Here is a 25,630-nt window from a genome sequence, read left to right on the forward strand (position 1 = left end):
GCCACGCCCGAACGGTCCGTGTCGACGAACACCTGACGGCGGCGGGCACCCGCAGAGGGTCCTCATCGGAATCTCAGCCGGTGGCCCGGTGATTCAAAGGATCACCCAAGGTGCGAGGCGCACGATGCATGCGCAAAGACGGATGTCTCAGGAAGGCCTGCAGTGGGCGACTCGCACATATCGAACCGGTCCGGGCAGTCGGAGAAGTGGTCCCGGCGCGGGATCCTCGCCGCGCTCGGCGCCGTACCGGCCGCGACCCTGCTGACGGGGTGCGGCGGCGAAGGTTCGGCGGACGCCTCGCCGGGGTCGGGGGCGACCGCGTCCGTGCAGACGGTGACCAAGAAGGCGGTCGTCTCGGTCACCCCGGCGGACGGCAGCACGAAAGCCGGCTTCACCAGCCCCGTCGTGGTCACGGTGACGGACGGCACCCTCGCCTCGGTGAAGGTGACGGGCAACGACGGCTCCACGCTCGACGGCTCCTACAACGGCGCCCGGACGACATGGACCTCGTCGAAGAACCCGTACTCGGGCACCAAGTACACGGTCAAGGCGACTGCGGAGAGCGGCACCGAGCAGACCTCGACCTTCACCACCACAGCCCCCGGCGAGACGTTCGTGGGCTACTTCACGCCCGAGGCGAACTCCACCTCCGGCGTCGGCATGCCCGTGTCGATCAACTTCAGCCACGCCGTGTCCGACAGGGCGGCCGTCCAGAAGGCGATCACCGTGACCGCGGAACCCGCGGTCGAGATCGTGGGCCACTGGTTCAGCGACACCCGGCTCGACTTCCGGCCCGAGACCTACTGGGCGCCCGGCACGAAGATCACGCTCGGTCTGCGGCTCAAGGACGTCCAAGGCACGGACGGCGTCTACGGCGTGCAGTCGAAGGACGTCACCTTCCACATCGGCCGCGAGCAGATCAGCACGGTCGACCTCGACACCAAGCAGATGGTCGTCAGGCGGGGCGGCAAGACCGTGGCAACCTACCCGGTCAGCGGCGGCGACTCCGACCACACCACCTGGTCCGGGGTCATGGTGATCAGCGAGCGGTTCAAGCAGACCCGCATGGAGTCCTCGACGGTCGGGCTCGGCGACGAGTACGACATCTCCGACGTTCCGCACGCCCAGCGCCTGACCACCTCCGGGACCTTCGTGCACGGCAACTACTGGGCCTCCACCGCGGTGTTCGGCCATCAGAACACCAGCCACGGCTGCGTCGGCCTGCACGACGCCAAGGGCGCGAACGACACGTCGGTGGACGGCTACAAGTTCTACGACAGCTCCATGCTCGGTGACGTCGTCATCGTGCAGAACTCCGGCGAGAAGACCGTCGAACCGTCCAACGGACTCAACGGCTGGAACCTGTCGTGGTCGGACTGGAAGGCCGGCAGCGCGCTCTAGAAGTCACAGGAGCCTGGCGAGGGCGGCCTCGGAGGGGCTGCCCGGGACCGCCTGGTAGACGATGATCACCTGCTGCTCGGCGCCCCCGACGGTGAGCGCCTGCCGCCGCAGGGCCAGTTCCCCGACGACCGGATGCGCGAAGCGTTTGAGCTCGTCGCGGGAGGGGCGCACGTCGTGCCGTGACCACAGCTCACGGAAGTCCTCGTCCGCCTCCAGCTCGGCGACGAGCCGCGCGACCCGGGGATCACGCGGGTCGGCCTCGGCGCGCAGGGCCGCGGCGGTCTGCGCGGCGATCCCGGGCCAGTCCGGGAACAGCCGGCGGGCTCCCGGGTCGAGGAACATGTCCCGGGCCAGGTTGTGCCCGGGCTCGTACAGCGGGGCGAGCGCGCGGGCCCACTTGTTGGCGGCCAGCACGTCGAACCTCCGGTCGCGCACATACGCCGGAGTGCCCGCCCACGCGTCGAGCAACTGGTGCACGTCCGGGGCGACTTCGGTCTCCGTGGGCGGTACGGGGCCGGGTGCGGCGAGCGCGAACAGGTGCGCGGAGGCATCGGCGTCCAGTTCCAACGCCCGGGCGAGCGCCCGCAGCACCTGCGGCGACGGATGCTGGTCGACACACTGCTCCAGCCGGGTCAGATACGGCTCGCTGATGCCGGCCAGCCGGGCCAGCTCGTCGCGGCGCAGTCCCGCGACCCGGCGCCTGCCGTGCGCGGGCAGGTCCGCACGCGAGGGCGGGACCCGGCCCCGCCGGGCCTTCAGGAACTCTCCGAGCGCGTTGTCGGCCGCCACCCCCGCAGGGTAACCCTGCGGGGGTGCTGGCTGCCGTCCGGTGGAAGTCGCAGGGTCGAGGGCATGAACAAGACCTGGTTCATCACCGGCGCGTCCCGCGGCTTCGGCCGGATCTGGGCCGAGGCCGCACTGTCCCGAGGCGACCGTGTGGCCGCCACCGCCCGCCGCCCCGAGACCCTGAAGCCCCTCGCCGACACCTACGGGGACAGCGTCCTGCCCCTCGCCCTCGACGTCACCGACCGGGCGGCCGCCCTCACCGCCGTGCGGCGGGCCGCCGACACCTTCGGCCGCCTCGACGTGGTCGTCAACAACGCGGGCTACGGCCTGTTCGGCATGGTCGAGGAGACCACCGAGGAACAGGCCCGCGCCCAGCTGGACACGAATGTGCTGGGCCCGCTGTGGGTGACGCAGGCGGCTCTGCCGGTCCTGCGCGCCCAGGGCGCCGGGCACATCCTTCAGGTGTCCAGCATCGGCGGCCTGGCCGCCTTCCCCTCCCTGGGCCTCTACAACGCCTCCAAGTGGGCGCTGGAGGGGATGAGCGAGGCGCTGGCCCAGGAGGTCTGCCCGCTCGGCGTCCGCGTCACCATCGTCGAACCCGGCCCCTACGGCACCGACTGGTCCGGCTCCTCCGCCGTGCACACCGAACCCCTCGCCGCCTACGACCCGATCCGCGAGGCCCGCCGGGCCGGCGCCGCCGCCCGCGCCCCGCAGGATCCCCGGGCCACCGCGGACGTCGTCCTCGAACTGGTCGACACGGACGAGCCGCCCCTGCGGCTCTTCCTCGGCACCTACCCCTATCCCGTCGTCGAGGCCGCCTACCGACAGCGACTGGACACCTGGAACGCCTGGCGGCCTCTCGCTGCCAGGGGTTGAGGCGGACTCGCGGGCCGGCACCTCGGCGGTGACCGAGGCGTCGGCGCCGATCCGCACCCTTCACTGGGTGAACTCACCTGCACCGCAGCGACTTTCACTGTTTCACCTCTTGACGACCGGAGTGACCGAGAGCACATTGGGCGCACTTTGAGAGCGCTCTCAGGGCGCTCTCGAAGGGCACCCCCGCACCCGCACCCCCACTCCGTACACGAGAGGCAGCACCCCCATGAGCGAACCCTCCGGCATACCCAGACGGCGACGGGCCCTCGTCGCCGTGCTGAGCACCCTCGGCCTGGCCGCCGCCCTCGCGACAGCAGCGACCCTCCCCGCCGACGCCTCCGCCTCCGCACCTCCCACGGGCTGGTCGCAGGTCTTCCTCGACGACTTCAACGGCTCCGCCGGGACCGGCGTCAACACCTCCAACTGGCAGTACGCGACGGGGACTTCCTACCCCGGCGGCCCCGCAAACTGGGGCACGGGCGAGGTCGAGAGGATGACCAACAGCACCAGCAACGTCGCCCTCGACGGCAACGGCAACCTGCGCATCACCCCGCTCCGCGACTCGGCCGGCAACTGGACCTCGGGCCGCATCGAGACCAACCGCACCGACTTCCAGCCCCCGGCCGGCGGCAAGCTGCGCGTCGAGGCACGCATCCAGATGCCCAACGTCACGGGCACCGCGGCCGAGGGCTACTGGCCGGCCTTCTGGGCCCTGGGCGCGCCGTACCGCGGCAACTACCAGAACTGGCCGAGCGTCGGTGAGCTGGACATCATGGAGAACGTCCAGGGCATGAACCGCGTGTGGGCCACCATGCACTGCGGCACCAACCCGGGCGGCCCGTGCAACGAGACGACGGGCATCGGCAACAACGTCGCCTGTCCGGGCTCGACCTGCCAGTCCGGCTTCCACACTTACACGATGGAGTGGGACCGCTCGGTGAGCCCCGAGACGATCCGCTTCCTCGTGGACGGCACGCAGTTCCACTCGGTCAACGCGAGTCAGGTGGACGCGACGACCTGGTCCAACGCCACGAACCACGGGTTCTTCGTCATCCTCAACGTGGCGATGGGCGGCGCCTTCCCGGACGCGTTCGGCGGCGGGCTCGACTCCGGCACCCAGTCCGGCGTGCCCATGGTCGTGGACTACGTCCAGGTGCTGTCGGCGGGCGGGGGCGGCACCACCCCTCCGCCGAGCGGTGGCCGTGACGCCTACGGCACCATTCAGGCCGAGTCGTACAACAGCCAGAGCGGTGTGAGCGCCGAGACCACCACGGACACCGGCGGCGGCCAGGACATCGGCTCGCTCGCGAACGGGGACTGGGCGCTGTACCAGAACGTCAACTTCGGTTCCACGGCGGCGACCCAGTTCGTCGCGCGGGTGGCGAGCGGCGCGGCGGGCGGTGTCAGCGGTCTGGTCGAGGTGCGCCTGGACAGTCGTACCGCCACTCCTGTCGGCAGCTTCGCCCTCGCCAACACCGGTGGCTGGCAGTCCTGGAGAACGGTCCCGGCGAACATCAGCGCCGTCACCGGCACTCACGACGTCTATCTGACCTTCACCAGCGGCCAGCCGGCGGACTTCGTGAACGTGAACTGGTTCAACTTCGGCCACTGACCAGGCCGTCGGGATGCCTCGCGAGGGCGGTCGCCGCCTCGCGGGGCATCACTTCGCCACGAACAGACAGAACTCGTTGCCCTCGGGATCGGTCAGCAGAAGATGGTCCGCGTACCGGGCCACGACGGTCGCACCGAGACCGGTCAGCCGCCCGGCCTCCGTCTCCGGGTCGGCGGCGGACAGATCAAGGTGAACCCGGTTCTTGACGCTCTTGCCCTCCGGTACCAGCTGGAACCACAGCCGGGGCCCGCCCCGCGAGGACTCCACCAGCACGCTCGGATCGTCCTCGACGTCCGTGATCCCGAGGGCCCTGAGCCGGGCCAACTCCTCGTCGTCGTACGGCGCGACGGCACAGCCGTCCATCGCGGCGGCCCAGAACCGGGCCAGGGCCGCGGGTCGGGCGCAGTCGAAGACGATGTCACGCAGTCGGGCCATGGGGCACCTCCTACCGGAGTTCCGTCCGGAACGCCGCCGGTGTCATGTCGGTGTGCTGCTGGAAGAACTTGGAAAAGTTCGCGGCGTCGGGAAACCCCACCGCCGCCCCCACCCGCCCGATCGGCAGGTCCGTGTGGGCCAGCAGCCGCTTCGCCTCCAGTACGACCCGCTTGTCGATGAACCCCTTGGGGGTCTCCCCCGTCGCGGCGCGCACCGCACGCACCAGGGTCCGGCGGGAGTAGCCCAGCGCGTCGGCGTACGCGCTGACACTGTGGTTGGTGGCGAAGCCCTTCTCCACCGCGTCCCGGAACAGGGTGAACGTCGAGTCGGCCCGCCGCCCGGCCTCCGCCGAACTCGCCGCGAGGTGGGCCAGCCGCAACAGGAACGCCGTCAACGAGTGCCGCAGGACCGAGGTGTGCAGGCTCAGCGGGAGCGTCGAGGAGTCCTCGTACTCCCGCTGAAGCTGGGTCACCGAGGCCTTCAGACCCGCCAACTGGGCGTCGGAGGGCCGCAACAGCGGCGGCAGGTCGTAGCGGTAGAGCCCCGTCGCCTCGACCGTCGCGCGCGGCAGAAAGCCCGGTTGCATGGTCAGGACGGTTCCGCGGTACTCGCTCGTCGGTGAGAAGCGGTGGACCTGGCCCGGGCGGATCCACAACAGATCGCCCGCCGTCGCCTCGTACTCGGCGAAGTCGATCATGTGGCGCACGGGACCGCCGTCGAAGAGCATCACGACATGGAAGTCGATGCGGTGGACGCGCTCCAACGGGGCATCCGCGTGCCAGGTGCGCCCTGCTCCCATCGGGCCGACCTGCATGCCGACTCCGCACACACTCAGTTCGCTGGGGAAGGGGAACGTTCTGATCCCGTCCACTCCGCCGTCACCGTCTCCGCCTTGGACGGAGGCTTGGGGTGTTCTGTCCGCCATGTCGTGCTCGTGCCGCCTGCCTGGAGCGTTCCGTGTCCCACTTTCACCACAGGCTGACACACCGCGACCTTCCACCGTAAAAGTCAGACTTTTAAGTTTGAACACGTCAGACCAGTCATCCCGCTCCGATCGAGGACTTCTTGAAGATGAGCACGCAGACACCGGACAGCTTCGAATGGACCGAACTCGACCGGCGTGCCGTCGACACCGCCCGCCTTTTGGCGGCGGATGCCGTGCAGCAGGTCGGGAACGGCCACCCGGGCACCGCGATGGCCCTGGCCCCCGCGGCGTACACGATCTTTCAGAAGGTGATGCGTCACGACCCGGCCGATCCCGAATGGACCGGCCGTGACCGCTTCGTCCTCTCCCCCGGGCACACCTCGCTGACGCTCTACACCCAGCTCTACCTCTCCGGGTACGAGCTGGAGCTGGACGACCTGAAGGCCTTCCGCACCCACGGCTCCAAGACGCCCGGTCACCCCGAGTACGGGCACACCGCCGGCGTCGAGACCACGACCGGGCCGCTCGGCCAGGGTGTCGCCAACGCCGTCGGCATGGCGATGGCCGCCCGCTACGAGCGCGGCCTCTTCGACCCCGAGACCCCCGAGGGCGAGTCCCCCTTCGACCACACCATCTGGGGGATCGTCTCCGACGGCGACCTGGAGGAGGGCATCTCCGCCGAGGCCTCCTCCCTCGCCGGCCACCAGAAGCTCGGCAACCTGGTCTTCGTCTACGACGACAACCACATCTCCATCGAGGGCGACACCGCCACCGCGTTCTCCGAGGACGTGCTGAAGCGGTACGAGGCCTACGGCTGGCACACCCAGCGCATCGAGCCCGGCGCCGACGGTGACATCGACGTCCACGCCCTGTACGCGGCCCTGAAGGCGGCGCAGGCCGAGACCGAGCGCCCCTCGATCATCGCGATGCGCACGATCATCGCCTGGCCCGCCCCGAACGCCCAGAACACCGAGGCCGCCCACGGCTCCGCGCTCGGCGCCGACGAGGTCGCCGCCACCAAGCGGGTCCTCGGTTTCGACCCGGAGAAGAGCTTCGAGGTCCCGGACGAGGTCATCCGCCACACCCGTCTGGCCCTGGACCGGGGCGCCGAGGCGCACGCGGCCTGGGACAAGCAGATCTCCGTGTGGCGCGGTGAGCAGCCCGAGCGGGCCGAGCTCTTCGACCGGATCGTCGCCGGCCAGCTCCCCGAGGGCTGGGAGTCCGCGATCCCGGTCTTCGAGGAGGGCTCCTCAGTCGCCACCCGTGCCGCCTCCGGCAAGGTCCTGCAGGCGCTGGGCCCGGTGCTCCCCGAGCTGTGGGGCGGTTCCGCCGACCTCGCCGGGTCGAACAACACCACCATCGACAAGACCAGCTCCTTCCTGCCGAAGGGCAACGCGCTCCCGGAGGCCGACCCGTACGGCCGTACCGTCCACTTCGGAATCCGCGAGCACTCGATGGCGGCCGAGATGAACGGCATCGCGCTGCACGGCAACACACGGATCTACGGCGGCACCTTCCTGGTGTTCTCCGACTACATGCGCAACGCGGTGCGCCTGTCCGCCCTGATGCAGCTGCCCGTCACCTACGTCTGGACGCACGACTCCATCGGCCTCGGCGAGGACGGCCCGACCCACCAGCCGGTCGAGCACCTCGCCTCGCTGCGCGCCATCCCGGGCCTGAACGTGGTCCGCCCGGCCGACGCCAACGAGACCGCGACCGCCTGGGCCGAGATCCTCAAGCGGCACGCCACCAACCCGGCCCCGCACGGCCTCGCGCTCACCCGCCAGGGTGTGCCGACGTACGCCCCGAACCCGGACGCGGCCAAGGGCGGGTACGTGCTCCGGGACTCCTCCACGGAGGTTCCCGACGTCGTCCTCATCGCCACCGGCTCCGAGGTCCAGCTCGCCGTCGCCGCACGGGAGCAGCTGGAGGCGGACGGGGTGGGCACCCGGGTGGTGTCGATGCCGTCCGTGGAGTGGTTCGAGGAGCAGCCGCGGGAGTACCGGGAGAGCGTCCTTCCGCCGTCCGTGCGAGCCCGCGTCGCAATCGAGGCCGGTATCGGTCTCACGTGGTACCGCTTCACAGGTGACGCAGGACGCATCGTCTCCCTCGAACACTTCGGCGCCTCCGCCGACGCGAAGGTCCTGTTCGCCGAGTTCGGCTTCACCGCCGAGAACGTCGTCGCGGCCGCCAGGGCTGCACTTGATTCAGCTACGGGCCTGGCCGCCGCGCGTGATTGATCCGACCGCCAGAAAGAAGATGATCACTGTGACCGAAGCGACCGCGACCGCGGGAGCACTCAAGCGCCTGTCCGACGAGGGCGTCTCCATCTGGCTGGACGACCTGTCACGCAAGCGGATCGAGTCGGGCAACCTCGCCGAACTCGTCGCCACGAAGCACGTCGTCGGCGTCACCACCAACCCGTCCATCTTCCAGGCCGCCATCGGCTCCGGAGCGGGGTACGAGGAGCAGCTGAGCGACCTCGCCACCCGGGGCGTGACGGTCGACGAGGCCGTACGGATGATGACCACGGCCGACGTCCGCGCCGCCGCCGACGTGCTGCGTCCGGTGTACGAGGCCACCGGCGGCCGGGACGGCCGGGTCTCCATCGAGGTCGACCCGCGCCTCGCCCACAACACGGCGGCGACGATCGCCGAGGCCAAGCAGCTCGCCTGGCTCGTGGACCGCCCCAACGTCATGATCAAGATCCCCGCGACGAAGGCGGGTCTCCCCGCCATCACCGAGGTCATCGGCCTCGGGATCAGCGTCAACGTCACGCTGATCTTCTCCCTGGAGCGCTACCTCGAGGTGATGGACGCCTACCTGGCCGGTCTGGAGAAGGCCGCCAAGAAGGGCCTCGACCTCTCGGCCATCCACTCCGTCGCCTCCTTCTTCGTCTCCCGCGTCGACTCCGAGATCGACAAGCGGCTGACGGTCCTCGGCACGGACGCGGCCCTCGCGCTCAAGGGGAAGGCCGCGCTCGCCAACGCGCGGCTCGCCTACCAGGCGTACGAAGAGGTCTTCGCGGGTCCGCGCTGGACCTCGCTCGGCGGCGCCCGCGCCAACAGGCAGCGCCCGCTGTGGGCCTCGACCGGCGTGAAGGACCCGTCCTACAAGGACACCCTCTACGTCGACGACCTGGTCGCGCCCGGCACGGTCAACACCATGCCGGAGGCCACGCTGAACGCCACCGCCGACCACGGCGAGATCACCGGCGACACGGTGAGCGGCCGTTACGCGCAGGCCCGCGCCGACCTGGCCGCCGTCGAGGCGCTGGGGATTTCCTACGACGAGGTCGTGCGGCAGCTGGAGGACGAGGGTGTCGCCAAGTTCGAGGCCGCCTGGCAGGAGCTGCTGGACGCCGTCACCAAGTCGCTGAACAGCAAGGGAGTGGACGCGGAATGACCATCACCGCCGACTGGGACAACCCCCTGCGCGACGAGCGCGACCGGCGCCTGCCGCGGATCGCCGGGCCCTCAGGGCTCGTCATCTTCGGGGTCACCGGCGACCTGTCCCGCAAGAAGCTGATGCCGGCCGTCTACGACCTCGCCAACCGCGGCATGCTCCCGCCGGGCTTCTCGCTCGTCGGGTTCGCCCGCCGGGACTGGGAGGACGAGGACTTCGCGCAGATCGTGCACGACTCCGTGCGCGAGCACGCGCGGACCGAGTTCCGTGAGGAGGTCTGGCAGCAGCTCGCCGAGGGGATGCGGTTCATCCCGGGCGACTTCGACGACGACACGGCGTTCAAGCAGTTGCGCCAGACCGTCGAGGAGCTGGACAAGGCCCGCGGTACGAGTGGCAACTACGCCTTCTACCTCTCGGTACCGCCGAAGTTCTTCCCGAAGGTCGTCCAGCAGCTCAAGAAGCACGGCCTGGCGAACGCGCCCGAGGGGTCCTGGCGGCGGGCGGTGATCGAGAAGCCGTTCGGCCGCGACCTGAAGAGCGCCCGCGAGCTCAACGCCCTCGTGCACGACGTGTTCGAGCCGGACCAGGTCTTCCGCATCGACCACTACCTGGGCAAGGAGACCGTCCAGAACATCCTGGCGCTGCGCTTCGCCAACCAGATGTACGAGCCGATCTGGAACCGGTCGTTCGTCGACCACATCCAGATCACGATGGCCGAGGACATCGGCATCGGCGGTCGGGCCGGCTACTACGACGGCATCGGCGCCGCCCGTGACGTCATCCAGAACCACCTCCTCCAGCTCATGGCGCTCACCGCCATGGAGGAGCCGGCCGCCTTCGACGCCGAGTCGCTGCTCACCGAGAAGCTGAAGGTCCTCAGGGCCGTGAAGCTGCCGGAGGACATCGGCGCGCACGCCGTGCGCGGGCAGTACGCGGGTGCCTGGCAGGGCGGCGAGAAGGTGCTCGGCTATCTGGAGGAGGAGGGCATCGACCAGGCCTCCACGACGGACACCTACGCGGCCATCAGGCTGAACGTCGACAACCGCCGCTGGGCGGGCGTCCCCTTCTACCTGCGCACCGGCAAGCGGCTGGGCCGCCGGGTCACCGAGATCGCGGTCGTCTTCCAGACGGCCCCGCACTCGCCCTTCGACTCCACGGCCACCGAGGAGCTCGGCTCCAACGCCATCGTCATCCGGGTGCAGCCGGACGAGGGCATGACGGTCCGGTTCGGGTCGAAGGTGCCGGGCACCTCGATGGAGATCCGGGACGTGACGATGGACTTCGCCTACGGCGAGTCGTTCACCGAGTCCAGCCCGGAGGCCTACGAGCGGCTCATCCTGGACGTCCTCCTCGGGGACGCCAACCTGTTCCCGCGTCACCAGGAAGTGGAAGAGTCCTGGAAGATCCTCGACCCGATCGAGGAGCACTGGGCGAACCACGGCCGTCCGGCGCAGTACGCGTCGGGTACCTGGGGACCCGAGGAAGCCGACGAGATGCTCGCACGAGACGGACGGAGCTGGCGCAGGCCATGAAGATCGACCTGACCGACACCACGGCAAGCAAGATCAACAAGGCGCTGGTGCAGGGTCGCCGCGCCATCGGAACCCCCGCGGTGGGCATGGTCCTGACGATGGTGATCGTCACGGACGAGGAGAACGCCTACGACGCGATCAAGGCGGCCGAGGAGGCCTCGCACGAGCACCCCTCGCGCACCCTGGTCGTCATCAAGCGGCACGCCCGCACCCCCCGCGACCGCACCAACTCGCACCTCGACGCCGAGGTCCGGGTGGGCGCCGACGCCGGCACCGGCGAGACGGTCGTCCTGCGGACCTACGGCGAGGTCTCCGACCACGCCGACTCCGTGGTGCTGCCGCTGCTGCTGCCGGACGCCCCGGTCGTCGTGTGGTGGCCGGTGGAGGCGCCGCAGAACCCCGCGAAGGACCCGCTGGGCGCGCTGGCCCAGCGCCGGATCACCGACCTGTACGCGGTGGAACACCCGATGCAGGTGCTGGAGACCCGGGTCCGCTCCTACGCGCCGGGCGACACCGACCTCGCCTGGACCCGGCTGACCCCGTGGCGCTCGATGCTGGCGGCGGCCCTCGACCAGGCCCGTACGGAGATCATCTCCGGGGCCGTGGAGGCCGAGGCCGACAACCCGGCCGCCGAACTGCTCGCGCGCTGGCTGGAGGCACGGCTGAAGGTGCGTATCGACCGCGTGGTCACCGACGGTCCGGTCGTCACGGCCGTCCGTCTGGGCACCGCGAACGGCGAGATCGTCATCGACCGTCCCGAGGGCCCGCTGGCCACGCTGTCCCTGCCGGGTCAGCCTCCCCGGACGCTCGCGCTGAAGGTCCGCACCACCTCCGAACTCATCGCCGAGGAGCTCCGCCGCCTCGACGCCGACGAGATGTACGCCGTCGCCCTGCAGGGCGAGGCCACCGAGGAGACCCCTGCTCATGTCTGACTCCCCTCTTCTGACGCGTCGCCCCGAGTGGACGGCCCTGGAGGACCACCGGGCCGCACAGCACGCGCATCTGCGTGAGCTGTTCGCCGACGACCCCGGGCGCGCGGAGCGGTACGTGGTGCGCGTGGGCGATCTGCGCATCGACTACTCCAAGCACCTGATCACCGACGAGACGCTGGCCCTGCTCCAGGAACTGGCCGCCGCCACCGACGTGTTCGGGCTCCGCGACGCCATGTTCCGCGGCGAGCGGATCAACCTCACCGAGGACCGGGCGGTACTGCACACCGCGCTGCGCGCACCCGCGGGCGCTGTCGTCGAGGTCGACGGCGAGAACGTCGTGCCCCGCGTGCACGCCGTCCTCGACAGGATGAGCGACTTCGCGAACCGGGTCCGCTCCGGCGAGTGGACCGGCCACACCGGCAAGCGGATCAAGAACGTCGTCAACATCGGCATCGGCGGCTCCGACCTCGGCCCCGCGATGGCCTACGAGGCCCTGCGCCCCTACACGGCACGGGAGTTGACGTTCCGTTTCGTCTCCAACGTGGACGGCGCCGACCTGCACGAGGCCGTGCGGGACCTGGACCCGGCGGAGACCCTGTTCATCGTCGCGTCCAAGACCTTCACCACGATCGAGACGATCACGAACGCCACGTCGGCCCGCACCTGGCTGCTCGACGGCCCGGCGGGTCTGCGCGACGACAAGGCCGTCGCCAAGCACTTCGTCGCGCTGTCGACGAACGCCGAGAAGGTCACGGACTTCGGCATCGACCCGGACAACATGTTCGAGTTCTGGGACTGGGTCGGCGGCCGCTACTCCTTCGACTCGGCGATCGGGCTCTCCCTGATGATCGCCATCGGCCCGGACCGCTTCCGCGAGATGCTCGACGGGTTCCGGATCGTCGACGAGCACTTCCAGAACGCGCCCGCCGAGGCCAACGCACCGCTGATCCTGGGCCTGTTGGGCATCTGGTACGGCAACTTCCACGACGCCCAGTCGCACGCGGTACTGCCCTACTCGCACTACCTGTCGAAGTTCACCGCCTATCTCCAGCAGCTGGACATGGAGTCCAACGGCAAGTCGGTGGACCGGGACGGCAACCCGGTCCAGTGGCAGACCGGACCGGTGGTGTGGGGCACGCCCGGCACCAACGGGCAGCACGCCTACTACCAGTTGATCCACCAGGGCACCAAGGTCATCCCGGCCGACCTCATCGGCTTCGCCCGCCCGATGGACGAGCTGAGTGACGAACTCAAGGCGCAGCACGACCTGTTGATGGCGAACCTGTTCGCGCAGGGGCAGGCGCTCGCCTTCGGCAAGACCGCCGAGGAGGTGCGCGCGGAGGGCGTGGCCGAGGAGCAGGTGGCCCACCGCACCTTCCAGGGCAACCACCCCACGACCACGATTCTGGCCAAGGAGCTCACCCCCTCCGTGCTCGGCCAGCTCATCGCCCTCTACGAGCACAAGGTGTTCGTGCAAGGCGCGGTCTGGAACATCGACTCCTTCGACCAGTGGGGCGTCGAGCTCGGCAAGGTCCTCGCCAAGCGCGTCGAGCCCGCCCTGTCCGAGGGTGCGGACGTCCCCGGTCTCGACCCCTCCACCACCGCCCTGGTGGCCGCCTACCGTGAACTGAAGGAAGTGCTCTGACATGACAGCGATGCAGCTCGGCCTGATCGGCCTCGGCAAGATGGGCGGCAACATGCGCGAGCGCATCCGCCGCGCCGGCCACACCGTCGTCGGCTACGACCGCAACCCCGAAGTGTCCGACGTGGCGAGCCTGTCCGAACTGGTCGACAAGCTCGAGGCGCCGCGCACGGTGTGGGTGATGGTCCCGGCCGGCGCCGCCACCCAGTCCGTCGTGGACGAGCTCGGCGACCTCCTCTCCCCCGGTGACACCGTGGTCGACGGCGGCAACTCCCGCTGGAGCGACGACGAGAAGCACGCCGAGGAGCTGGGCGCCAAGGGCATCGGCTTCGTCGACGCCGGTGTCTCCGGCGGCGTGTGGGGCCTGAAGAACGGCTACGCGCTGATGGTCGGCGGCGACAAGGAGCACGTGGAGCGGCTCCAGCCGATCTTCCACGCGCTCAAGCCCGAGGGGCCGTACGGCTATGTCCACGCGGGCAAGGTCGGCGCCGGGCACTTCTCCAAGATGGTCCACAATGGCATCGAGTACGCCATGATGCAGGCCTACGCCGAGGGCTGGGAGCTCCTGGAGAAGGTCGAGTCGGTGGACAGCGTTCGGGAGGTGTTCCGCTCCTGGCAGGAGGGGACCGTCATCCGCTCCTGGCTGCTCGACCTCGCGGTCAACGCCCTCGACGACGACGAGCACCTGGACAAGCTCAAGGGCTACGCGGAGGACTCCGGCGAGGGCCGCTGGACCGTGGAGGCGGCCATCAACAACGCGGTGCCGCTGCCCACGATCACCGCCTCGCTGTTCGCGCGGTTCGCGTCCCGCCAGGACGACTCCCCGCAGATGAAGATGGTCGCGGCACTGCGCAACCAGTTCGGCGGGCACGCCGTCGAAGCGAAGAAGTAGGCGCGTCATGGGGGATCTCCTCCTGGTCCGCCACGGCGAGACGGAGTGGAGCGCGTCGGGACAGCACACCAGCTGGACCGACCTGCCCCTCACCCGGCACGGCGAGGAACAGGCCAAGTCACTCGCTCCGCTCCTCTCGGGCCGGTCCTTCTCGCTCGCCCTGACCAGTGAGCTGGGCCGTGCGATACGCACCGCCGAGCTGGCGGGCATCACCGGGGCCCTGACCGACCCCGACCTCCACGAGTGGGACTACGGCGCCTACGAGGGCGTCACCACCGTCGACATCCACCGCACCCGGCCCGACTGGGACCTGTGGACCGACGGGGTTCCGCCCGGCCCGGACGGACACCCCGGCGAATCACCCGGGGAGGTCGGCCGCCGCGCCGACCGGGTCCTCGCCCGCGTCGAGGCCGCGCTTCCCGACGGTGACGTGGTCCTCGTGGCCCACGCCCACTTCCTGCGGGTCCTGACGGCCCGCCGACTGGGGCTCGCCCCGGCGGAGGGCCGGCTGTTCCAGCTGGCGACCGGCACGGTGAGCCGACTGTCCATGGAACACGACCGTCCGGTGATCGCGGAGTGGAACACCAGGGTCTAGAACGGCAGTTGCGCACGGCCCGGGAGCACAGGCTCCCGGGCCGTCGTCGTCCGCGGGCGTGTTGACACCGTGACGTGTGCGTTGGAGAGTCACGGCTGATGGAGATCGACAACCTGACCCCGGCCGAACTGCGGGTGTGGCGTGCCTTCCCGAAGGGCGAGGCCGTGGACTTCGGTACGGCCGAGGACGAGGACGTGGCGACCGGCGCCGCGTGGGGCCCCGAACGCACGGTCCGGGCCGTCGTGTTGCGGGCGCTGATGCTCAACGGGCCGGTCGAGGACGGGGAGATACCCGCCCTGAAGCTCGCGGGCGCCCGGATCACCGGGGTGCTCGGCCTCCAGTACGGGACGGTCGACCACGCGGTACGCCTCAGCCGGTGCTTCTTCGAGGACACCCCGCTGCTCTACGGCTGCCGGCTGCGCCAGTTGAACCTCAGCAACTCCGTGCTGCCCGGACTGACCGCCGCCACCATGCGCGTGGACGCCGTACTGCGGCTGACGGACTGCAGGGTGAACGGCCCGGTGCGGCTCGGCGGGGCACAGATCGCCGGAGCACTGTTCATGGACCGCGCCGAGATCACCGCGGTCGACGCGGGTGAACCCGCGCTCCAGCTCAACCACATGAGCATCGGCGACGACCTGTGGGCGCCGGGGCTGCGCGCCCACGGCGAGGTCCGCCTCAACGGTGCCACCGTCGCCGGTTCCGTCAACCTCATCGACGCCCGGCTCAGCCACCCCGGCGACATCGTCCTCGACGCGCAGACCCTCGTCGTGGAGGGCGACATCCATCTGCGCCGGGTGCACACCTTCGGCTGGATCGGTCTGCGGGGCGCGCGGATCGCGGGCCGGCTCGACTTCTCGTACGCGCATCTGTCGAACCCGGGCGACGCGGCGCTCCGGGCGAACAGTTCCACCATCGGGGAGCTGTGGCTGCGCAAGGGGCCGCGCATTCAGGGCACCCTGAGCCTGCGCCGTGCCCAGATCGACGACCTGTTCCTGGAACCCGAGGTGGTGCCGGAGGAGGTCCAGTTCAACAAGCTCGTCTACACCTCGCTCACCCCCCAGGAGCCCGCCGAGCGCCGCCTGCCGATGCTGGAGCGGGACCGCGAGGGCTATGTCCCGCACGCCTACGAGCAGTTGACCGCCGCCTACCGCCGGATCGGCGACGATCGCGCCGCACGACTGGTCCAGCTCGCCAAGCAGCGCCGCCACCGCGCCACCCTCGCCTGGTACGGGCGCCTGTGGGGCCACGTCCAGGACGCCACCGTCGGCTACGGCTTCCACCCCCTGCGGGCCTGCGTCTGGCTGCTCTCCCTGCTCGCCGTCGGCACGGTCGCCTACAGCCTCCACCACCCGCCGCCGCTCAAGGCGGACGAGGCCCCGCACTTCAACGCGCTGTTCTACACCCTCGACCTGCTGCTGCCGGTGATCTCCTTCGGCCAGGAGGGCGCCTTCGCGCCGCAGGGGTGGTACCAGTCGCTGTCGTACACGCTGGTCATCGCGGGCTGGATCCTGGCGACGACGGTCTTCGCCGGTGTGACCCGGACCGTCAACCGCCAGTGAACCCTGCTTACTTGGGAGCGCCGACCACGCCCGCCAGCTCCGCGATGTCCCCGAGCATCCGCGCCGCGTCCGGCTCGCGCCCCGTGAACAGCCGGAACGCGTCCGCGGCCTGGAAGACGGCCATCCCGCCTCCGTCGAGCGTGGCGCAGCCGAGTGCGCGGGCGGTGCGCAGCAGTTCCGTCTCCAGCGGGCGGTAGACGACCTCGGCCACCCACAGTTCGGGGCGGAGCAGGTCGGCCGGGAGGGGCAGACCGGGGTGGGCGGCCATGCCGGTGGGGGTGGCGTGCACGAGGCCGTCGGCGTCGGCGAGCAGCCGCGGCAGTCGGTCGGGTACGGCCGCGGCCGCCCGGCCCTCGCCGAAGTGACGGTTCAGGGAGGCCGCGAGGTCGGCGGCCCGGTCGGCGAGCGCGTCGACGACGGTGATCCGCCCGGCGCCCAGGGTGAGCATGGCGTGCGCGACGGCCGCCCCCGCACCGCCGGCGCCCAGCTGGACGACCCGCTCCAGGGGTGCGTCGGGCAGTCCGCGCGCGAAGGACGCGGCGAAGCCGGTGACATCGGTGTTGTGGCCGGTAGCCCGGCCGTTCTCGAAGACGACGGTGTTGACCGCGCCGAGCGCCTCGGCCTGCGGGGCGAGCGCGTCCAGGTGCCCGATGACCAGCTGCTTGCAGGGGTGGGTGATGTTCAGCCCGTCGAAGCCCAGGTCGCGGGCGGCGCGCAGCAGTTCGCCGACCGCCTCGGGGCGCACCCCGAGCACGTCGATGTCGATGAGCCGGTACAGATAACGCAGGCCCTGCCGGTCCGCCTCCCGCTCGTGCAGCGCCGGGCTCAGCGAGGGGCCGACACCGGCGCCGATCAGTCCGACGAGAAACGAGTCCTTGGCCACACGGACCTCCCGAGCCGAGCACGAATGTACGAACCAGTACGTTAGCTATATCAGCCGGGCCGCCGCCGGGGAAGAGCCGGGCGGCGCCTTCTAGAATCTGCGGCACCGGCCGCTCTCCCGAAGGAACCCGATGACCAGCGTCGACGAACCGGCACGACCGAACGGGCGGATCCGCGACGCCGCCCGCACCCAGGCCGAGATCCTCGACGTGGCGACCCAGGAGTTCGCGCGGGCCGGCTACGACGGCGCCCGCGTGGACGAGATCGCCGCCCGCACCCGCACCACCAAGCGGATGATCTACTACTACTTCGGCGGCAAGGAGCAGTTGTTCACCGCCGTCCTGGAGCGGGCGTACGGCGTGATCCGCGAGGCCGAGCAGGAGCTGGACGTCGAGCACCTGGACCCGGTCGCGGCGATCCGGCGCCTGGCCGAGGTGACCTTCGACCACCACGAGCAGCACCCGGACTTCATCCGCCTGGTCAGTATCGAGAACATCCACGGGGCCGAGCACATCGCCGCCTCCGAGAAGCTGGGAAAGATCGGCTCGCCCGCGCTCGACGTGATCCGCCGCATCCTGGCCTCGGGGCAGGAGTCCGGCCTGTTCACGGCCGACGTGGACGCGGTCGACCTGCACGCGATGATCAGTTCCTTCTGCTTCTTCCGGGTCGCCAACCGGCACACCTTCGGCGCCCTGTTCGGTCGCGATCTGGTCGCGCCGGAGCAGCGCGAGCACTACCGGGCCATGCTCGGCGACATGGTGATCGCCTACCTGACGGCGGAACGGTCCGGCCGCTGAGGCGGTGCGGCCGGACCCCTTGACACCCGGGACCCGTGAGCGCAACATCCGTGGGCAACCGCTACTAACTACCCAGTGGGTTAATTAACTGGGTAGCTCCCCCGGAGTCCCCCCGAATGGAGCACCGCCGTGTCCGTCCCCGCCGAAGCCGTCGGGCAACCGAAAAAGGCCGCCACCGCCGCCTGGATCGGCAGCGCCCTGGAGTACTACGACTTCTTCATCTACGGCAGCGCCGCAGCCCTGATCTTCCCCAAGGTGTTCTTCGACGAGTCCGACCCGGCCACCGCGACCCTGCTGTCGCTGGCCACGTTCGGTGTCGCCTACGCGGCCCGGCCGGTCGGTGCGCTCTTCCTCGGGCACTTCGGCGACAAGGTCGGGCGTAAGAAGATCATGGTCTTCACGCTGATCCTGATGGGCCTGTCGACGTTCCTCATCGGCTGTCTGCCCACCCGCCACCAGGTCGGCACCCTCGCCCCGGTCCTGCTGGTGCTGTGCCGGGTCCTCCAGGGCATCTCGGCGGCCGGTGAGCAGGCCAGCGCCAACTCCATGAGCCTGGAACACGCGCCGGCGCACCGGCGGGGCTTCTTCACGAGCTTCACGCTCAGCGGTACCCAGGGCGGGCAGCTGCTCGCCACCCTGGTCTTCCTGCCCGTCGCCGCGCTGCCCGAGGACCAGTTGCTGTCCTGGGGCTGGCGGGTGCCGTTCTGGCTGAGCGTGGCGGTCGCCGTGGTCGGCTTCGTCATCCGCCGCAAGCTGGACGAGACACCCGCGTTCGAGCAGCAGGCCGCCTCCGAGGGCGTCCCGAAGCTGCCGCTCGTGGTGCTGCTGCGGGAGCACTGGGCGGATGTGCTGCGGGTGATCGGGGGCGCGCTGATCGCCTCGGTCTCCACGATCTTCACGGTGTGGGCGCTGGCGTACGCGACGAGCGACGCGGTCGGGATGAGCCGTTCCTCGATGCTGTGGGTGGGCGCGCTGGCCAACCTCGTCGCGCTCGCGGCGATCCCTCTGTGGGCCACGCTGTCGGACCGCATCGGGCGGCGGCCGGTCTTCCTGATCGGCGCGGCGGGGAGCGCGGTGACGATGTTCCTCTACCTGTGGGCGATCTCCACGGGCAACTACCCGCTGACGCTGCTGCTCGGCATCGTGGCCTTCGGTGTCGTCTACAGCGCCGCGAACGGTGTCTGGCCGTCCTTCTACGGCGAGATGTTCTCCACCCGGGTCCGGCTGTCGGGCATGGCGATCGGCACGCAGATCGGTTTCGCGGTGGCCGGTTTCGCGGTCACCTTCGCGGCGCGGATCGCGGGCCCCGACGGCACCGACTGGTTCTCGGTAGCCGTGTTCACCGCGGCCCTGTGCGTCCCGCCGGTGATCGCCGTCCTGACGGCCCGCGAGACCCACAAGGTCCCCACGGAGGCGCTCGGCACCCGCGCACCGCGGGAGGCGCCCCGCCCGGAGACGGTGACGGCCTGACCGGGCCTACCTGTTCGACCAGCCCCGTGTGCACAACACCAGCCGGTACCCGTCCGGGTCCTCCACCGTGACCCCCCACTCGTTCCAGTACGGGTTGGGCGACCGCACCTGCTTGCCGCCGTGGCTCTCCAGGCGGGCGACGAGGTCCTCCGGCACCGGACCGTCGACGTAGATCACCAGCAGGTCCTCCTCGGTGGGGCGGGGTTCGACGGGGTGGCCCTGCTCGTGGACGAGCTCCAGATGCCAGTCGGCGTCCGGCCAGCCGAGCATCAGGAGGTCGTGTTCACCGGGTTCGGGGCCACCCTCGGCACGCCACACGACCCCCAGCCCGAGCCCCTCGACCCAGAACCGCTCGGCGGCGGCCAGGTCTCGGGAGGGACGGGCGATACGGACGTGGCTGCGGCCGTCGACGGGCATGCTGACCTCTTCCCTCGGTGTCCCGGTCAGCCTAGGCAGCCGCCGACCCCCGGCGCATCGGCCATCCGGCCTGCGCCCGGGGTCGTAGGACCGGCGGACCGGGATGGCTCATGCGTCCCCGGGGCGCCACCCCGTATCCGGCCGGCGCGCCCTCGCCCTCGGTCGGTCGGGCCGGACGTCCGGCCCGCCGGTCAGCCGCCCAGCGTTCCTGTGGGAATGCCGTACGCCCGCTCCACCCGCAACCGCAGCACCAGCCGCCGGTCCCGGACCATCGCCGCCCGGTAGTCGTCCCAGTCGGGATGCTCGCCCTGGACGTCCCGGTACAGGCGGACGAGTTCCTCGACCGTGTCGTCGTACGGGTCCGCCGCCACGGGGGTGAGGTCGGCCGTGCCCTCGGCGACCGTGTACGCCCACCGGTCCGGCGTCGTCACGTGGTACGAGGCACGGGGATCCCGGCGCAGATTGCCGGTCTTGGCGCGGTCGTCGGTGAGGGAGACCCGGATGATCCGCTCGTCGGGGTAGTAGGCGTGGGTGACGTTCGACAGCTGGGGCCTTCCGTCGCGTTTGAGGGTGATCAGCACCCCGCCGTGGCTCTCGGCGAGCAGCCGGAGCAGTGCGTCCTGCGTCGCGTCATCGGTCATGACACGATGAACCGGCCCGCCCGTGCCCGGCATTCCCGCGACCGCCGGATCCCGGCCGACCCGCCGCTCGTCGCGGTTTTCTGAGCGACGATGATGTCTGAGGTGGTCCGGGCGGGGTATGTCGGTCCGCACCTCGAAGGACGCGACGGAGGAGAGCGATGGCACAGCTTCGGCAAGAGGTGGATCCCGGTGAGGTGGGGCTGGACGCGAAGGCGCTGGACCGCCTCGACCAGCACTTCGCCCACTACGTCGACGAGGGCCGGATCCCCGGCTTCCTGGTGTCCGTCGCCCGCGGCGGACGCGTCGCCCACCTCGCCACGCACGGCCGGCGCGACCTCGCGGCCGACCTGCCCGTCGAGGCCGACACCCTGTGGCGGATCTACTCGATGACGAAGCCGGTCACCGCGGTGGCCGCCCTGATCCTGGTGGAGGAGGGCCGGCTGTCGCTGGACGACCCGGTCGCCGAGTACCTGCCGGCGTTCGCGCGGCCCCGGGTCTACGTCGACGGCTCCGGCGACAGCCTCACGACCCGTCCGGCGGACGGCCCGATCCTGGTGCGGCATCTGATGACCCACACCGCGGGTCTGACCTTCGCCTTCTACCACTCCCACCCGGTCGACGCCCTGTACCGCGAGGCCGGACTGGAGTCGTCCGTGCTGCCGGGCTCGGACCTCGCCGAGACGGTCGCCGTGTACGCGAGCCTGCCGCTCCAGTTCGAGCCGGGCACCCAGTGGAACTACTCGGTCGCCTCCAACGTCCTGGGCCGGGTCATCGAGATCGCGTCCGGCCAGACCCTGGACGCCTTCCTCGCCGAGCGGGTCTTCGGCCCCCTCGGGATGCCCGACGCCGGCTTCTGGGTGACGGACGAACAGGCGCCCAGGCTCTCGGAGTTGTACGGCGAGAAGGACGACGGCACCATCGAGCCGGTCCCCGGACTGCCGCTGCGGGGCCGCCCCCGTCTGCTGTCCGGCAGCGGCGGCATGGTGGCGTCGGCGTACGACGTCCACCGCTTCGCGGAACTGCTGCGGCGCCGCGGCGAACTGGACGGAACCCGCCTGCTGTCCGCCGACACGGTGGACCTGATGACCTCCAACCACCTCCCGGGCGGCGCCGACCTGCGCGCGTTCGGCACCAAACCGGCCCACGACGAGCCCGGCAACGACGGCGTCGGCTTCGGCCTCGGCGTCTCCGTGGTGATCGACCCCGCCCGCACCGTGGCCCCCTGCGGCCTCGGTTCCTTCGGCTGGAGCGGGGCGGCGTCCACGACCTTCTGGGTCGACCCGGGCCGCGATCTGACCGTGCAGTTCTTCACTCAGGTGCGACCGAAATCGCTGAAGCTCTTCCCCGATCTCAAGCGGCTGGTCCACGAGGCGGTCGTGTCCTAGGCGTCTACTGATCGATCCGCAGGGTGAAGTGCACGCCGCTGCGGGCGAGTTCGCCCAGCCACTTCTCGGAGCGGGCCGCGGTCTCGGCGGCCCGGTTCAGGCCTGCGGGCAGGGAGCCGTCCAGGATGTGGCCGACGCCCAGGGCGAGGGTCCGGGAGACGCAACGGGCCATGGCGCTGTCCTCGTCGTCACCCACCAGGTCGAGCAGATAGCCGCCGGACCAGGTACGGCCGTCCTCCGCGCGCACGTCCAGGGAGACGGCGAGGACGACCCGGTCGCGGTCGGCGTCCGTGGTCGGGTACGTGGCCGCCAACTCCTGGGCGAGGGCGGCGATCCGGGTGTCGTCACCGGCCTTCAGCTCCTCGAAGACCGGCTCCCAGGCCCGCAGCCAGCCGTCCAGACGCAAGGTGCCGCGCACGAAGGTCCGCGGGGTCCAGGCGGCGGGCAGGCCGTACTGCTCGACGAAGGGGACGCTGTCGCGGTTGGGGTAGACCTCGAAGGTCTCGCCGTCCACGGCATGGCGCCGGGTCGCCTCCCAGGGCCGTTCTGCGGTGACCGGGGTGCCGTGGTCGAGGTAACGGGCGGGCGAGCGCAGGGCGTTCAGGACTCCGGCGGGGGCCCAGCTGAAGCGGTACCTGAAGTCGTTCGGGACGGCGGGCACACCACCGCAGTAGGAGGTGAGACCGTACGACGCCGGTGTCGTGTCGCCGATGGCCTCGCGGGCCCGGGCGACGAGGCTGTGCGCGAAGAGGTGGTCGATGCCCGGGTCGAGGCCTGCCTCGGTGAGGACGACGATCCCGGCCTCGTGCGCCTGCGGGACCTGTTCGATGACTGCGTCGGACACGTAGCTGGAGCAGGCGAAGTGGGCGTTCTCCCGGACACAGGCGACGAGGATTCCGGCGTGCTCGGGGGCGGGCAGCATCGACACGACGACGTCCCCGGGCGTCAGTTCGGCCGCGAGCGCGGACAGCGTGTAGGCGCGCGGCACGGCCCGTCCGTTGAGTCCCCGTTCCTCGAGGGCCCCTTCCGCCCGCTCCTCGGTGCGGTGCCACAGCAGCACGCGGTCGGCCGTGTCGCACAGGGCGGCCAGACCGCTGCCGGTGGAGAGCCCGGCACCGATCCAGTGAACGGTGCCGGTCGCGGGAACCAGGTCAGCCACGACGGAACTCCCCTTCCTCGATGCCGAGTTCACGGCATGCCTGGTGGAACCGTTCCAGACAGCGCCCCCAGGGGCCGCCGGTCCCGAACGCCGGCAGGAGAGGCAGCAGGGACTCCGAGAAGCCGACGCTCGACTCCTCCGGGAGCAGGGACGGCAGGTTGTCGATGGCGATCAGGTCGAGCGGGGGCTCCTTGTGCAGCCGGCGGACCGGCTCGGCCCACTCGGTGACGCGGTCGTAGACCGGCAGGACGTTCAGGGGCGAGCCGACGTCGCAGGTGACGTCGGAGAGGGTGCGCAGTCGGCGGCCCGGGTCGTCCAGTTCCGCCTCGCGGACGAAGGGCGGGACGGGGGTGGTGGCGAGGACGCAGTTGACCAGCACGTCGTGGGCGAGCAGGGCCGCGCGGTCCAGGTCACGGGTCTCTGCGAGGTCCCAGCAGGTCGGCTCGACCCCGGCGGCCCGGAGCGCGACGCGGGCGCCCTGCCCGCTGCGGCCCAGCGCGCCGATCACCAGCGCCGTGAACTCCTCGTCCCCGGCGACGGGCCGCAGCACCTCTTCCAGTTCCTCCCGCGCGGTGGGCGTGAGGGGCACGGACAGCCTGCCCCGGTGCTGGAGCACGGCCAGGGCCGCGCCCAGGTAGCCGGCCCAGTACCCGAAGGCGGCGAGCCTGCGGCCGTGGTCGTCGACCAGGTACTCCAGGTCGAGCAGGGCCCCTCCCCCGGCGGCGAACCGGCGCAGCAGTTCCGGGGCGCCCGGCTGCCCCTTGTAGGCGTGCCCGAAGAAGACGTGCCGGTGCGGCAGGGCGGCCGGCTCGTCGGGGAGTTCCTTCAGACCGAGAATCACGGCGTCCCGCGGCGCCCGGGTGGCCCACGAACCCGCTGGGGCGACACCGCAGCCGGCCGCCTCGTACTGCTCGATCGGGAAGATCCGCTGCGGGGACTCCTCGACGGTCAGCGTCACCCCGCTGTCGACGAGGCGCCGGGCGTCGGACGGCACCACGGGGGTGCGTCGCTCGGTGGAGCGGACCTCGTGGCGCAGCCACAGATGGAGCTCGGTCATACGCGGTTGGCCTCCGGGCGCGGGGCGTCGGCCGCGAACCGGCCGGCGCTGAGCGGGCTGATGTCCACGAAGGGTACGCGGCCGAGGTACAGGTCACGGACGACCTCGCCGACGGCCGGTCCCTGGAGGAAGCCGTGGCCGGAGAAGCCGGTCGCGTACAGGAAGCGGGAGACCGAAGTGGCCTCGCCGATGAGGGCGTTGTGGTCCGGGGTGAGCTCGTACAGGCCGGCCCAGCCGCCGGTGCGGCGCAGGTCGAGGAGGGCGGGGGCGCGATGCGTCATGGCGTCGGCCAGGCGGGGGATCCAGCGGTCGTGGGTGGTGGTGTCGAAGCCGGGTGTCTCGTCGGGGTCGGACATGCCGAGGAGGAGACCGGGGCCCTCGCCGTGGAAGTAGAGGCTGGTGGTGAAGTCGATGGTCATGGGGAGGTCGGGCGGCAGCCCCGGGACCGGTTCGGTGACGGCGATCTGGCGGCGCAGCGGCTCGACCGGCAGGTCCACGCCGGCCATCGCGCCGACGGCCCGCGACCAGGCGCCGGCCGCGCAGACAACCGTCCCGGTGGCGATCCGGCCCCTGCTCGTCACGACGGCCGTGATGTCGTCGCCGCGCAGGTCGATGCCGGTGACCTCGGTGTGCCGCAGGATGGTCACGCCGTGCCGGCGGGCGTCGGCCGCGTATCCCTGGACGACGGACTCGGGGGTGCAGTGGCCGTCGGCGGGCGAGAAGGCGGCGGCGAGCAGTCCGTCGGTGGTGATGAGCGGGGAGAGCCCGCGCGCCTCGGCCGGGTCGATCATGCGGCTCGGGACGCCGAGGGAGTTCTGCAGCCGCACGCTCTCCTCGAAGGAGGCCACCTCCTGCGGCGTCGACAGCAGGAAGAGATAGCCGACCCGGTGCAGCCCGATGTCCTGCCCGGTCTCGGTGGCGAACCGCCCGAACGCCTCCAGACTGCGCGCCCCCAGCCGGATGTTGAGCTCGTCGGAGAACTGCGCCCGCACCCCGCCCGCCGCCTTCGCGGTGGAGCCGGAGGCGAGCTCGTCCCGCTCGACGAGCACCACGTCCGTCACGCCCGCGCGCGCCAGATGGCGGGCGATGCTCGTGCCCATGACACCGCCACCGATGACGACGACCTCGGCCGTACGCGCGCTCACCGGCGTTCCCCGGTCGGGCACCACACACGTACGGATGTCAGGTCCCGCACCCCGTCGGTCAGGTGCGTGACCCGCTCTCCGG

The 25,630-nt window shown here is 70.9% G+C and carries 23 protein-coding genes; 14 read left to right on the forward strand and 9 right to left on the reverse strand.

Translation table 11 applies throughout. From position 1 onward, the window contains the following. Nucleotides 1-162 precede the first annotated feature (162 nt). A complete protein-coding gene (locus ACZ39I_RS11235; protein WP_467244248.1) occupies nt 163-1,401 on the forward strand; it encodes a L,D-transpeptidase in 1,239 nt (412 codons plus the stop codon). A 3-nt stretch (nt 1,402-1,404) separates the two neighbouring features. Here the strand turns inward: ACZ39I_RS11235 and ACZ39I_RS11240 are convergent, their stop codons facing one another. After that, entirely contained in the window at nt 1,405-2,190 is a 786-nt protein-coding gene (locus ACZ39I_RS11240) for a helix-turn-helix domain-containing protein (RefSeq protein ID WP_467244250.1), read from the reverse strand. A gap of 63 nt (nt 2,191-2,253) precedes the next feature. Between ACZ39I_RS11240 and ACZ39I_RS11245 the strand changes: the two genes are divergently transcribed. Both ACZ39I_RS11245 and ACZ39I_RS11250 read left to right on the forward strand, forming a co-directional pair. Beyond that, a complete protein-coding gene (locus tag ACZ39I_RS11245; RefSeq protein WP_467244251.1) occupies nt 2,254-3,063 on the forward strand; it encodes an SDR family oxidoreductase in 810 nt (269 codons plus the stop codon). A gap of 226 nt (nt 3,064-3,289) precedes the next feature. Continuing rightward, nucleotides 3,290-4,675: a glycoside hydrolase family 16 protein gene (locus tag ACZ39I_RS11250; RefSeq protein WP_467244252.1), complete on the forward strand. Its 1,386-nt coding sequence runs from the start codon at nt 3,290-3,292 to the stop codon at nt 4,673-4,675. Nucleotides 4,676-4,723: 48 nt separating this feature from the next. Here the strand turns inward: ACZ39I_RS11250 and ACZ39I_RS11255 are convergent, their stop codons facing one another. Together ACZ39I_RS11255 and ACZ39I_RS11260 are read right to left on the reverse strand one after the other, a co-directional pair. Next, nucleotides 4,724-5,110, reverse strand: a complete 387-nt coding sequence (locus ACZ39I_RS11255) for a VOC family protein (protein ID WP_467244253.1) — start codon at nt 5,108-5,110, stop codon at nt 4,724-4,726. Nucleotides 5,111-5,120: 10 nt separating this feature from the next. Further along, complete coding sequence (locus tag ACZ39I_RS11260) at nt 5,121-6,035, reverse strand: helix-turn-helix transcriptional regulator (RefSeq protein ID WP_467244255.1); 915 nt, start codon at nt 6,033-6,035, stop codon at nt 5,121-5,123. A 146-nt stretch (nt 6,036-6,181) separates the two neighbouring features. Between ACZ39I_RS11260 and tkt the strand changes: the two genes are divergently transcribed. The 8 genes from tkt to ACZ39I_RS11300 all read left to right on the forward strand — a co-directional run bounded on the left by tkt (nt 6,182) and on the right by ACZ39I_RS11300 (nt 16,595). Continuing rightward, nucleotides 6,182-8,275 carry a transketolase gene (gene tkt / locus ACZ39I_RS11265; RefSeq protein ID WP_467244256.1) on the forward strand — a complete coding sequence of 698 codons (2,094 nt, stop codon included), beginning with the start codon at nt 6,182-6,184 and terminating at the stop codon, nt 8,273-8,275. A 19-nt stretch (nt 8,276-8,294) separates the two neighbouring features. Further along, nucleotides 8,295-9,440, forward strand: coding sequence for a transaldolase (gene tal / locus ACZ39I_RS11270; protein WP_467244257.1), 1,146 nt, complete (start codon nt 8,295-8,297; stop codon nt 9,438-9,440). Further along, nucleotides 9,437-10,972, forward strand: a complete 1,536-nt coding sequence (gene zwf, locus ACZ39I_RS11275; RefSeq protein ID WP_467244258.1) for a glucose-6-phosphate dehydrogenase — start codon at nt 9,437-9,439, stop codon at nt 10,970-10,972. Before tal ends, zwf begins: the two co-directional genes overlap by 4 nt. Continuing rightward, nucleotides 10,969-11,904: a glucose-6-phosphate dehydrogenase assembly protein OpcA gene (opcA, locus tag ACZ39I_RS11280; protein ID WP_467244260.1), complete on the forward strand. Its 936-nt coding sequence runs from the start codon at nt 10,969-10,971 to the stop codon at nt 11,902-11,904. Before zwf ends, opcA begins: the two co-directional genes overlap by 4 nt. Then, nucleotides 11,897-13,549: a glucose-6-phosphate isomerase gene (pgi, locus tag ACZ39I_RS11285; RefSeq protein WP_467244261.1), complete on the forward strand. Its 1,653-nt coding sequence runs from the start codon at nt 11,897-11,899 to the stop codon at nt 13,547-13,549. The genes opcA and pgi overlap by 8 nt, the downstream gene beginning before the upstream one ends. Before the next feature lie 10 nt (nt 13,550-13,559). Then, nucleotides 13,560-14,438 carry a phosphogluconate dehydrogenase (NAD(+)-dependent, decarboxylating) gene (gene gnd, locus ACZ39I_RS11290; protein WP_467244377.1) on the forward strand — a complete coding sequence of 293 codons (879 nt, stop codon included), beginning with the start codon at nt 13,560-13,562 and terminating at the stop codon, nt 14,436-14,438. A 7-nt stretch (nt 14,439-14,445) separates the two neighbouring features. Further along, a complete protein-coding gene (locus ACZ39I_RS11295; RefSeq protein WP_467244262.1) occupies nt 14,446-15,033 on the forward strand; it encodes a histidine phosphatase family protein in 588 nt (195 codons plus the stop codon). Between the two features lie 98 nt (nt 15,034-15,131). Further along, on the forward strand, nt 15,132-16,595 hold the full coding sequence (locus tag ACZ39I_RS11300; RefSeq protein WP_467244263.1) for a membrane-associated oxidoreductase: 1,464 nt from the start codon (nt 15,132-15,134) through the stop codon (nt 16,593-16,595). Nucleotides 16,596-16,602: 7 nt separating this feature from the next. Here ACZ39I_RS11300 and ACZ39I_RS11305 read toward each other — a convergent pair whose 3' ends face one another. Then, complete coding sequence (locus tag ACZ39I_RS11305; RefSeq protein ID WP_467244264.1) at nt 16,603-17,478, reverse strand: shikimate dehydrogenase; 876 nt, start codon at nt 17,476-17,478, stop codon at nt 16,603-16,605. 130 nt (nt 17,479-17,608) lie between these two features. Here ACZ39I_RS11305 and ACZ39I_RS11310 point away from each other — a divergent pair, with 130 nt between their 5' ends. After that, on the forward strand, nt 17,609-18,274 hold the full coding sequence (locus ACZ39I_RS11310; RefSeq protein WP_352381104.1) for a TetR/AcrR family transcriptional regulator: 666 nt from the start codon (nt 17,609-17,611) through the stop codon (nt 18,272-18,274). A gap of 129 nt (nt 18,275-18,403) precedes the next feature. Next, nucleotides 18,404-19,744: an MFS transporter gene (locus ACZ39I_RS11315; protein WP_467244265.1), complete on the forward strand. Its 1,341-nt coding sequence runs from the start codon at nt 18,404-18,406 to the stop codon at nt 19,742-19,744. 6 nt (nt 19,745-19,750) lie between these two features. Here the strand turns inward: ACZ39I_RS11315 and ACZ39I_RS11320 are convergent, their stop codons facing one another. After that, entirely contained in the window at nt 19,751-20,161 is a 411-nt protein-coding gene (locus ACZ39I_RS11320) for a VOC family protein (protein ID WP_467244266.1), read from the reverse strand. Between the two features lie 191 nt (nt 20,162-20,352). Beyond that, entirely contained in the window at nt 20,353-20,802 is a 450-nt protein-coding gene (locus tag ACZ39I_RS11325; RefSeq protein ID WP_467244267.1) for a PPOX class F420-dependent oxidoreductase, read from the reverse strand. 158 nt (nt 20,803-20,960) lie between these two features. Here ACZ39I_RS11325 and ACZ39I_RS11330 point away from each other — a divergent pair, with 158 nt between their 5' ends. Next, nucleotides 20,961-22,187: a serine hydrolase domain-containing protein gene (locus ACZ39I_RS11330; protein WP_467244268.1), complete on the forward strand. Its 1,227-nt coding sequence runs from the start codon at nt 20,961-20,963 to the stop codon at nt 22,185-22,187. A gap of 4 nt (nt 22,188-22,191) precedes the next feature. Here ACZ39I_RS11330 and ACZ39I_RS11335 read toward each other — a convergent pair whose 3' ends face one another. Genes ACZ39I_RS11335 through ACZ39I_RS11345 form a run of 3 tightly spaced genes read right to left on the reverse strand, consistent with a single transcriptional unit; the run spans nt 22,192 to nt 25,548 of the window. Continuing rightward, nucleotides 22,192-23,346: a saccharopine dehydrogenase family protein gene (locus ACZ39I_RS11335; RefSeq protein ID WP_467244269.1), complete on the reverse strand. Its 1,155-nt coding sequence runs from the start codon at nt 23,344-23,346 to the stop codon at nt 22,192-22,194. Then, nucleotides 23,339-24,403 carry a saccharopine dehydrogenase gene (locus ACZ39I_RS11340; protein WP_467244270.1) on the reverse strand — a complete coding sequence of 355 codons (1,065 nt, stop codon included), beginning with the start codon at nt 24,401-24,403 and terminating at the stop codon, nt 23,339-23,341. The genes ACZ39I_RS11335 and ACZ39I_RS11340 overlap by 8 nt, the downstream gene beginning before the upstream one ends. Continuing rightward, nucleotides 24,400-25,548, reverse strand: coding sequence for an NAD(P)/FAD-dependent oxidoreductase (locus tag ACZ39I_RS11345; protein WP_467244271.1), 1,149 nt, complete (start codon nt 25,546-25,548; stop codon nt 24,400-24,402). The genes ACZ39I_RS11340 and ACZ39I_RS11345 overlap by 4 nt, the downstream gene beginning before the upstream one ends. Nucleotides 25,549-25,630 lie beyond the last annotated feature (82 nt).

The organism is Streptomyces sp. NPDC024687 (genome assembly GCF_055559055.1).

Bases quoted from the DNA above. Each gene is read 5' to 3' on its own strand.
- zwf (WP_467244258.1), top strand. From the start codon at position 9,437: ATGACCATCACCGCCGACTGGGACAACCCCCTGCGCGACGAGCGCGAC.
- ACZ39I_RS11330 (WP_467244268.1), top strand. From the start codon at position 20,961: ATGGCACAGCTTCGGCAAGAGGTGGATCCCGGTGAGGTGGGGCTGGAC.
- tkt (WP_467244256.1), top strand. From the start codon at position 6,182: ATGAGCACGCAGACACCGGACAGCTTCGAATGGACCGAACTCGACCGG.
- ACZ39I_RS11250 (WP_467244252.1), top strand. From the start codon at position 3,290: ATGAGCGAACCCTCCGGCATACCCAGACGGCGACGGGCCCTCGTCGCC.
- pgi (WP_467244261.1), top strand. From the start codon at position 11,897: ATGTCTGACTCCCCTCTTCTGACGCGTCGCCCCGAGTGGACGGCCCTG.
- gnd (WP_467244377.1), top strand. From the start codon at position 13,560: ATGCAGCTCGGCCTGATCGGCCTCGGCAAGATGGGCGGCAACATGCGC.
- ACZ39I_RS11295 (WP_467244262.1), top strand. From the start codon at position 14,446: ATGGGGGATCTCCTCCTGGTCCGCCACGGCGAGACGGAGTGGAGCGCG.
- ACZ39I_RS11325 (WP_467244267.1), bottom strand. From the start codon at position 20,802: ATGACCGATGACGCGACGCAGGACGCACTGCTCCGGCTGCTCGCCGAG.
- tal (WP_467244257.1), top strand. From the start codon at position 8,295: ATGATCACTGTGACCGAAGCGACCGCGACCGCGGGAGCACTCAAGCGC.
- opcA (WP_467244260.1), top strand. From the start codon at position 10,969: ATGAAGATCGACCTGACCGACACCACGGCAAGCAAGATCAACAAGGCG.
- ACZ39I_RS11255 (WP_467244253.1), bottom strand. From the start codon at position 5,110: ATGGCCCGACTGCGTGACATCGTCTTCGACTGCGCCCGACCCGCGGCC.
- ACZ39I_RS11310 (WP_352381104.1), top strand. From the start codon at position 17,609: ATGACCAGCGTCGACGAACCGGCACGACCGAACGGGCGGATCCGCGAC.
- ACZ39I_RS11260 (WP_467244255.1), bottom strand. From the start codon at position 6,035: ATGGCGGACAGAACACCCCAAGCCTCCGTCCAAGGCGGAGACGGTGAC.
- ACZ39I_RS11300 (WP_467244263.1), top strand. From the start codon at position 15,132: ATGGAGATCGACAACCTGACCCCGGCCGAACTGCGGGTGTGGCGTGCC.
- ACZ39I_RS11340 (WP_467244270.1), bottom strand. From the start codon at position 24,403: ATGACCGAGCTCCATCTGTGGCTGCGCCACGAGGTCCGCTCCACCGAG.
- ACZ39I_RS11245 (WP_467244251.1), top strand. From the start codon at position 2,254: ATGAACAAGACCTGGTTCATCACCGGCGCGTCCCGCGGCTTCGGCCGG.
- ACZ39I_RS11320 (WP_467244266.1), bottom strand. From the start codon at position 20,161: ATGCCCGTCGACGGCCGCAGCCACGTCCGTATCGCCCGTCCCTCCCGA.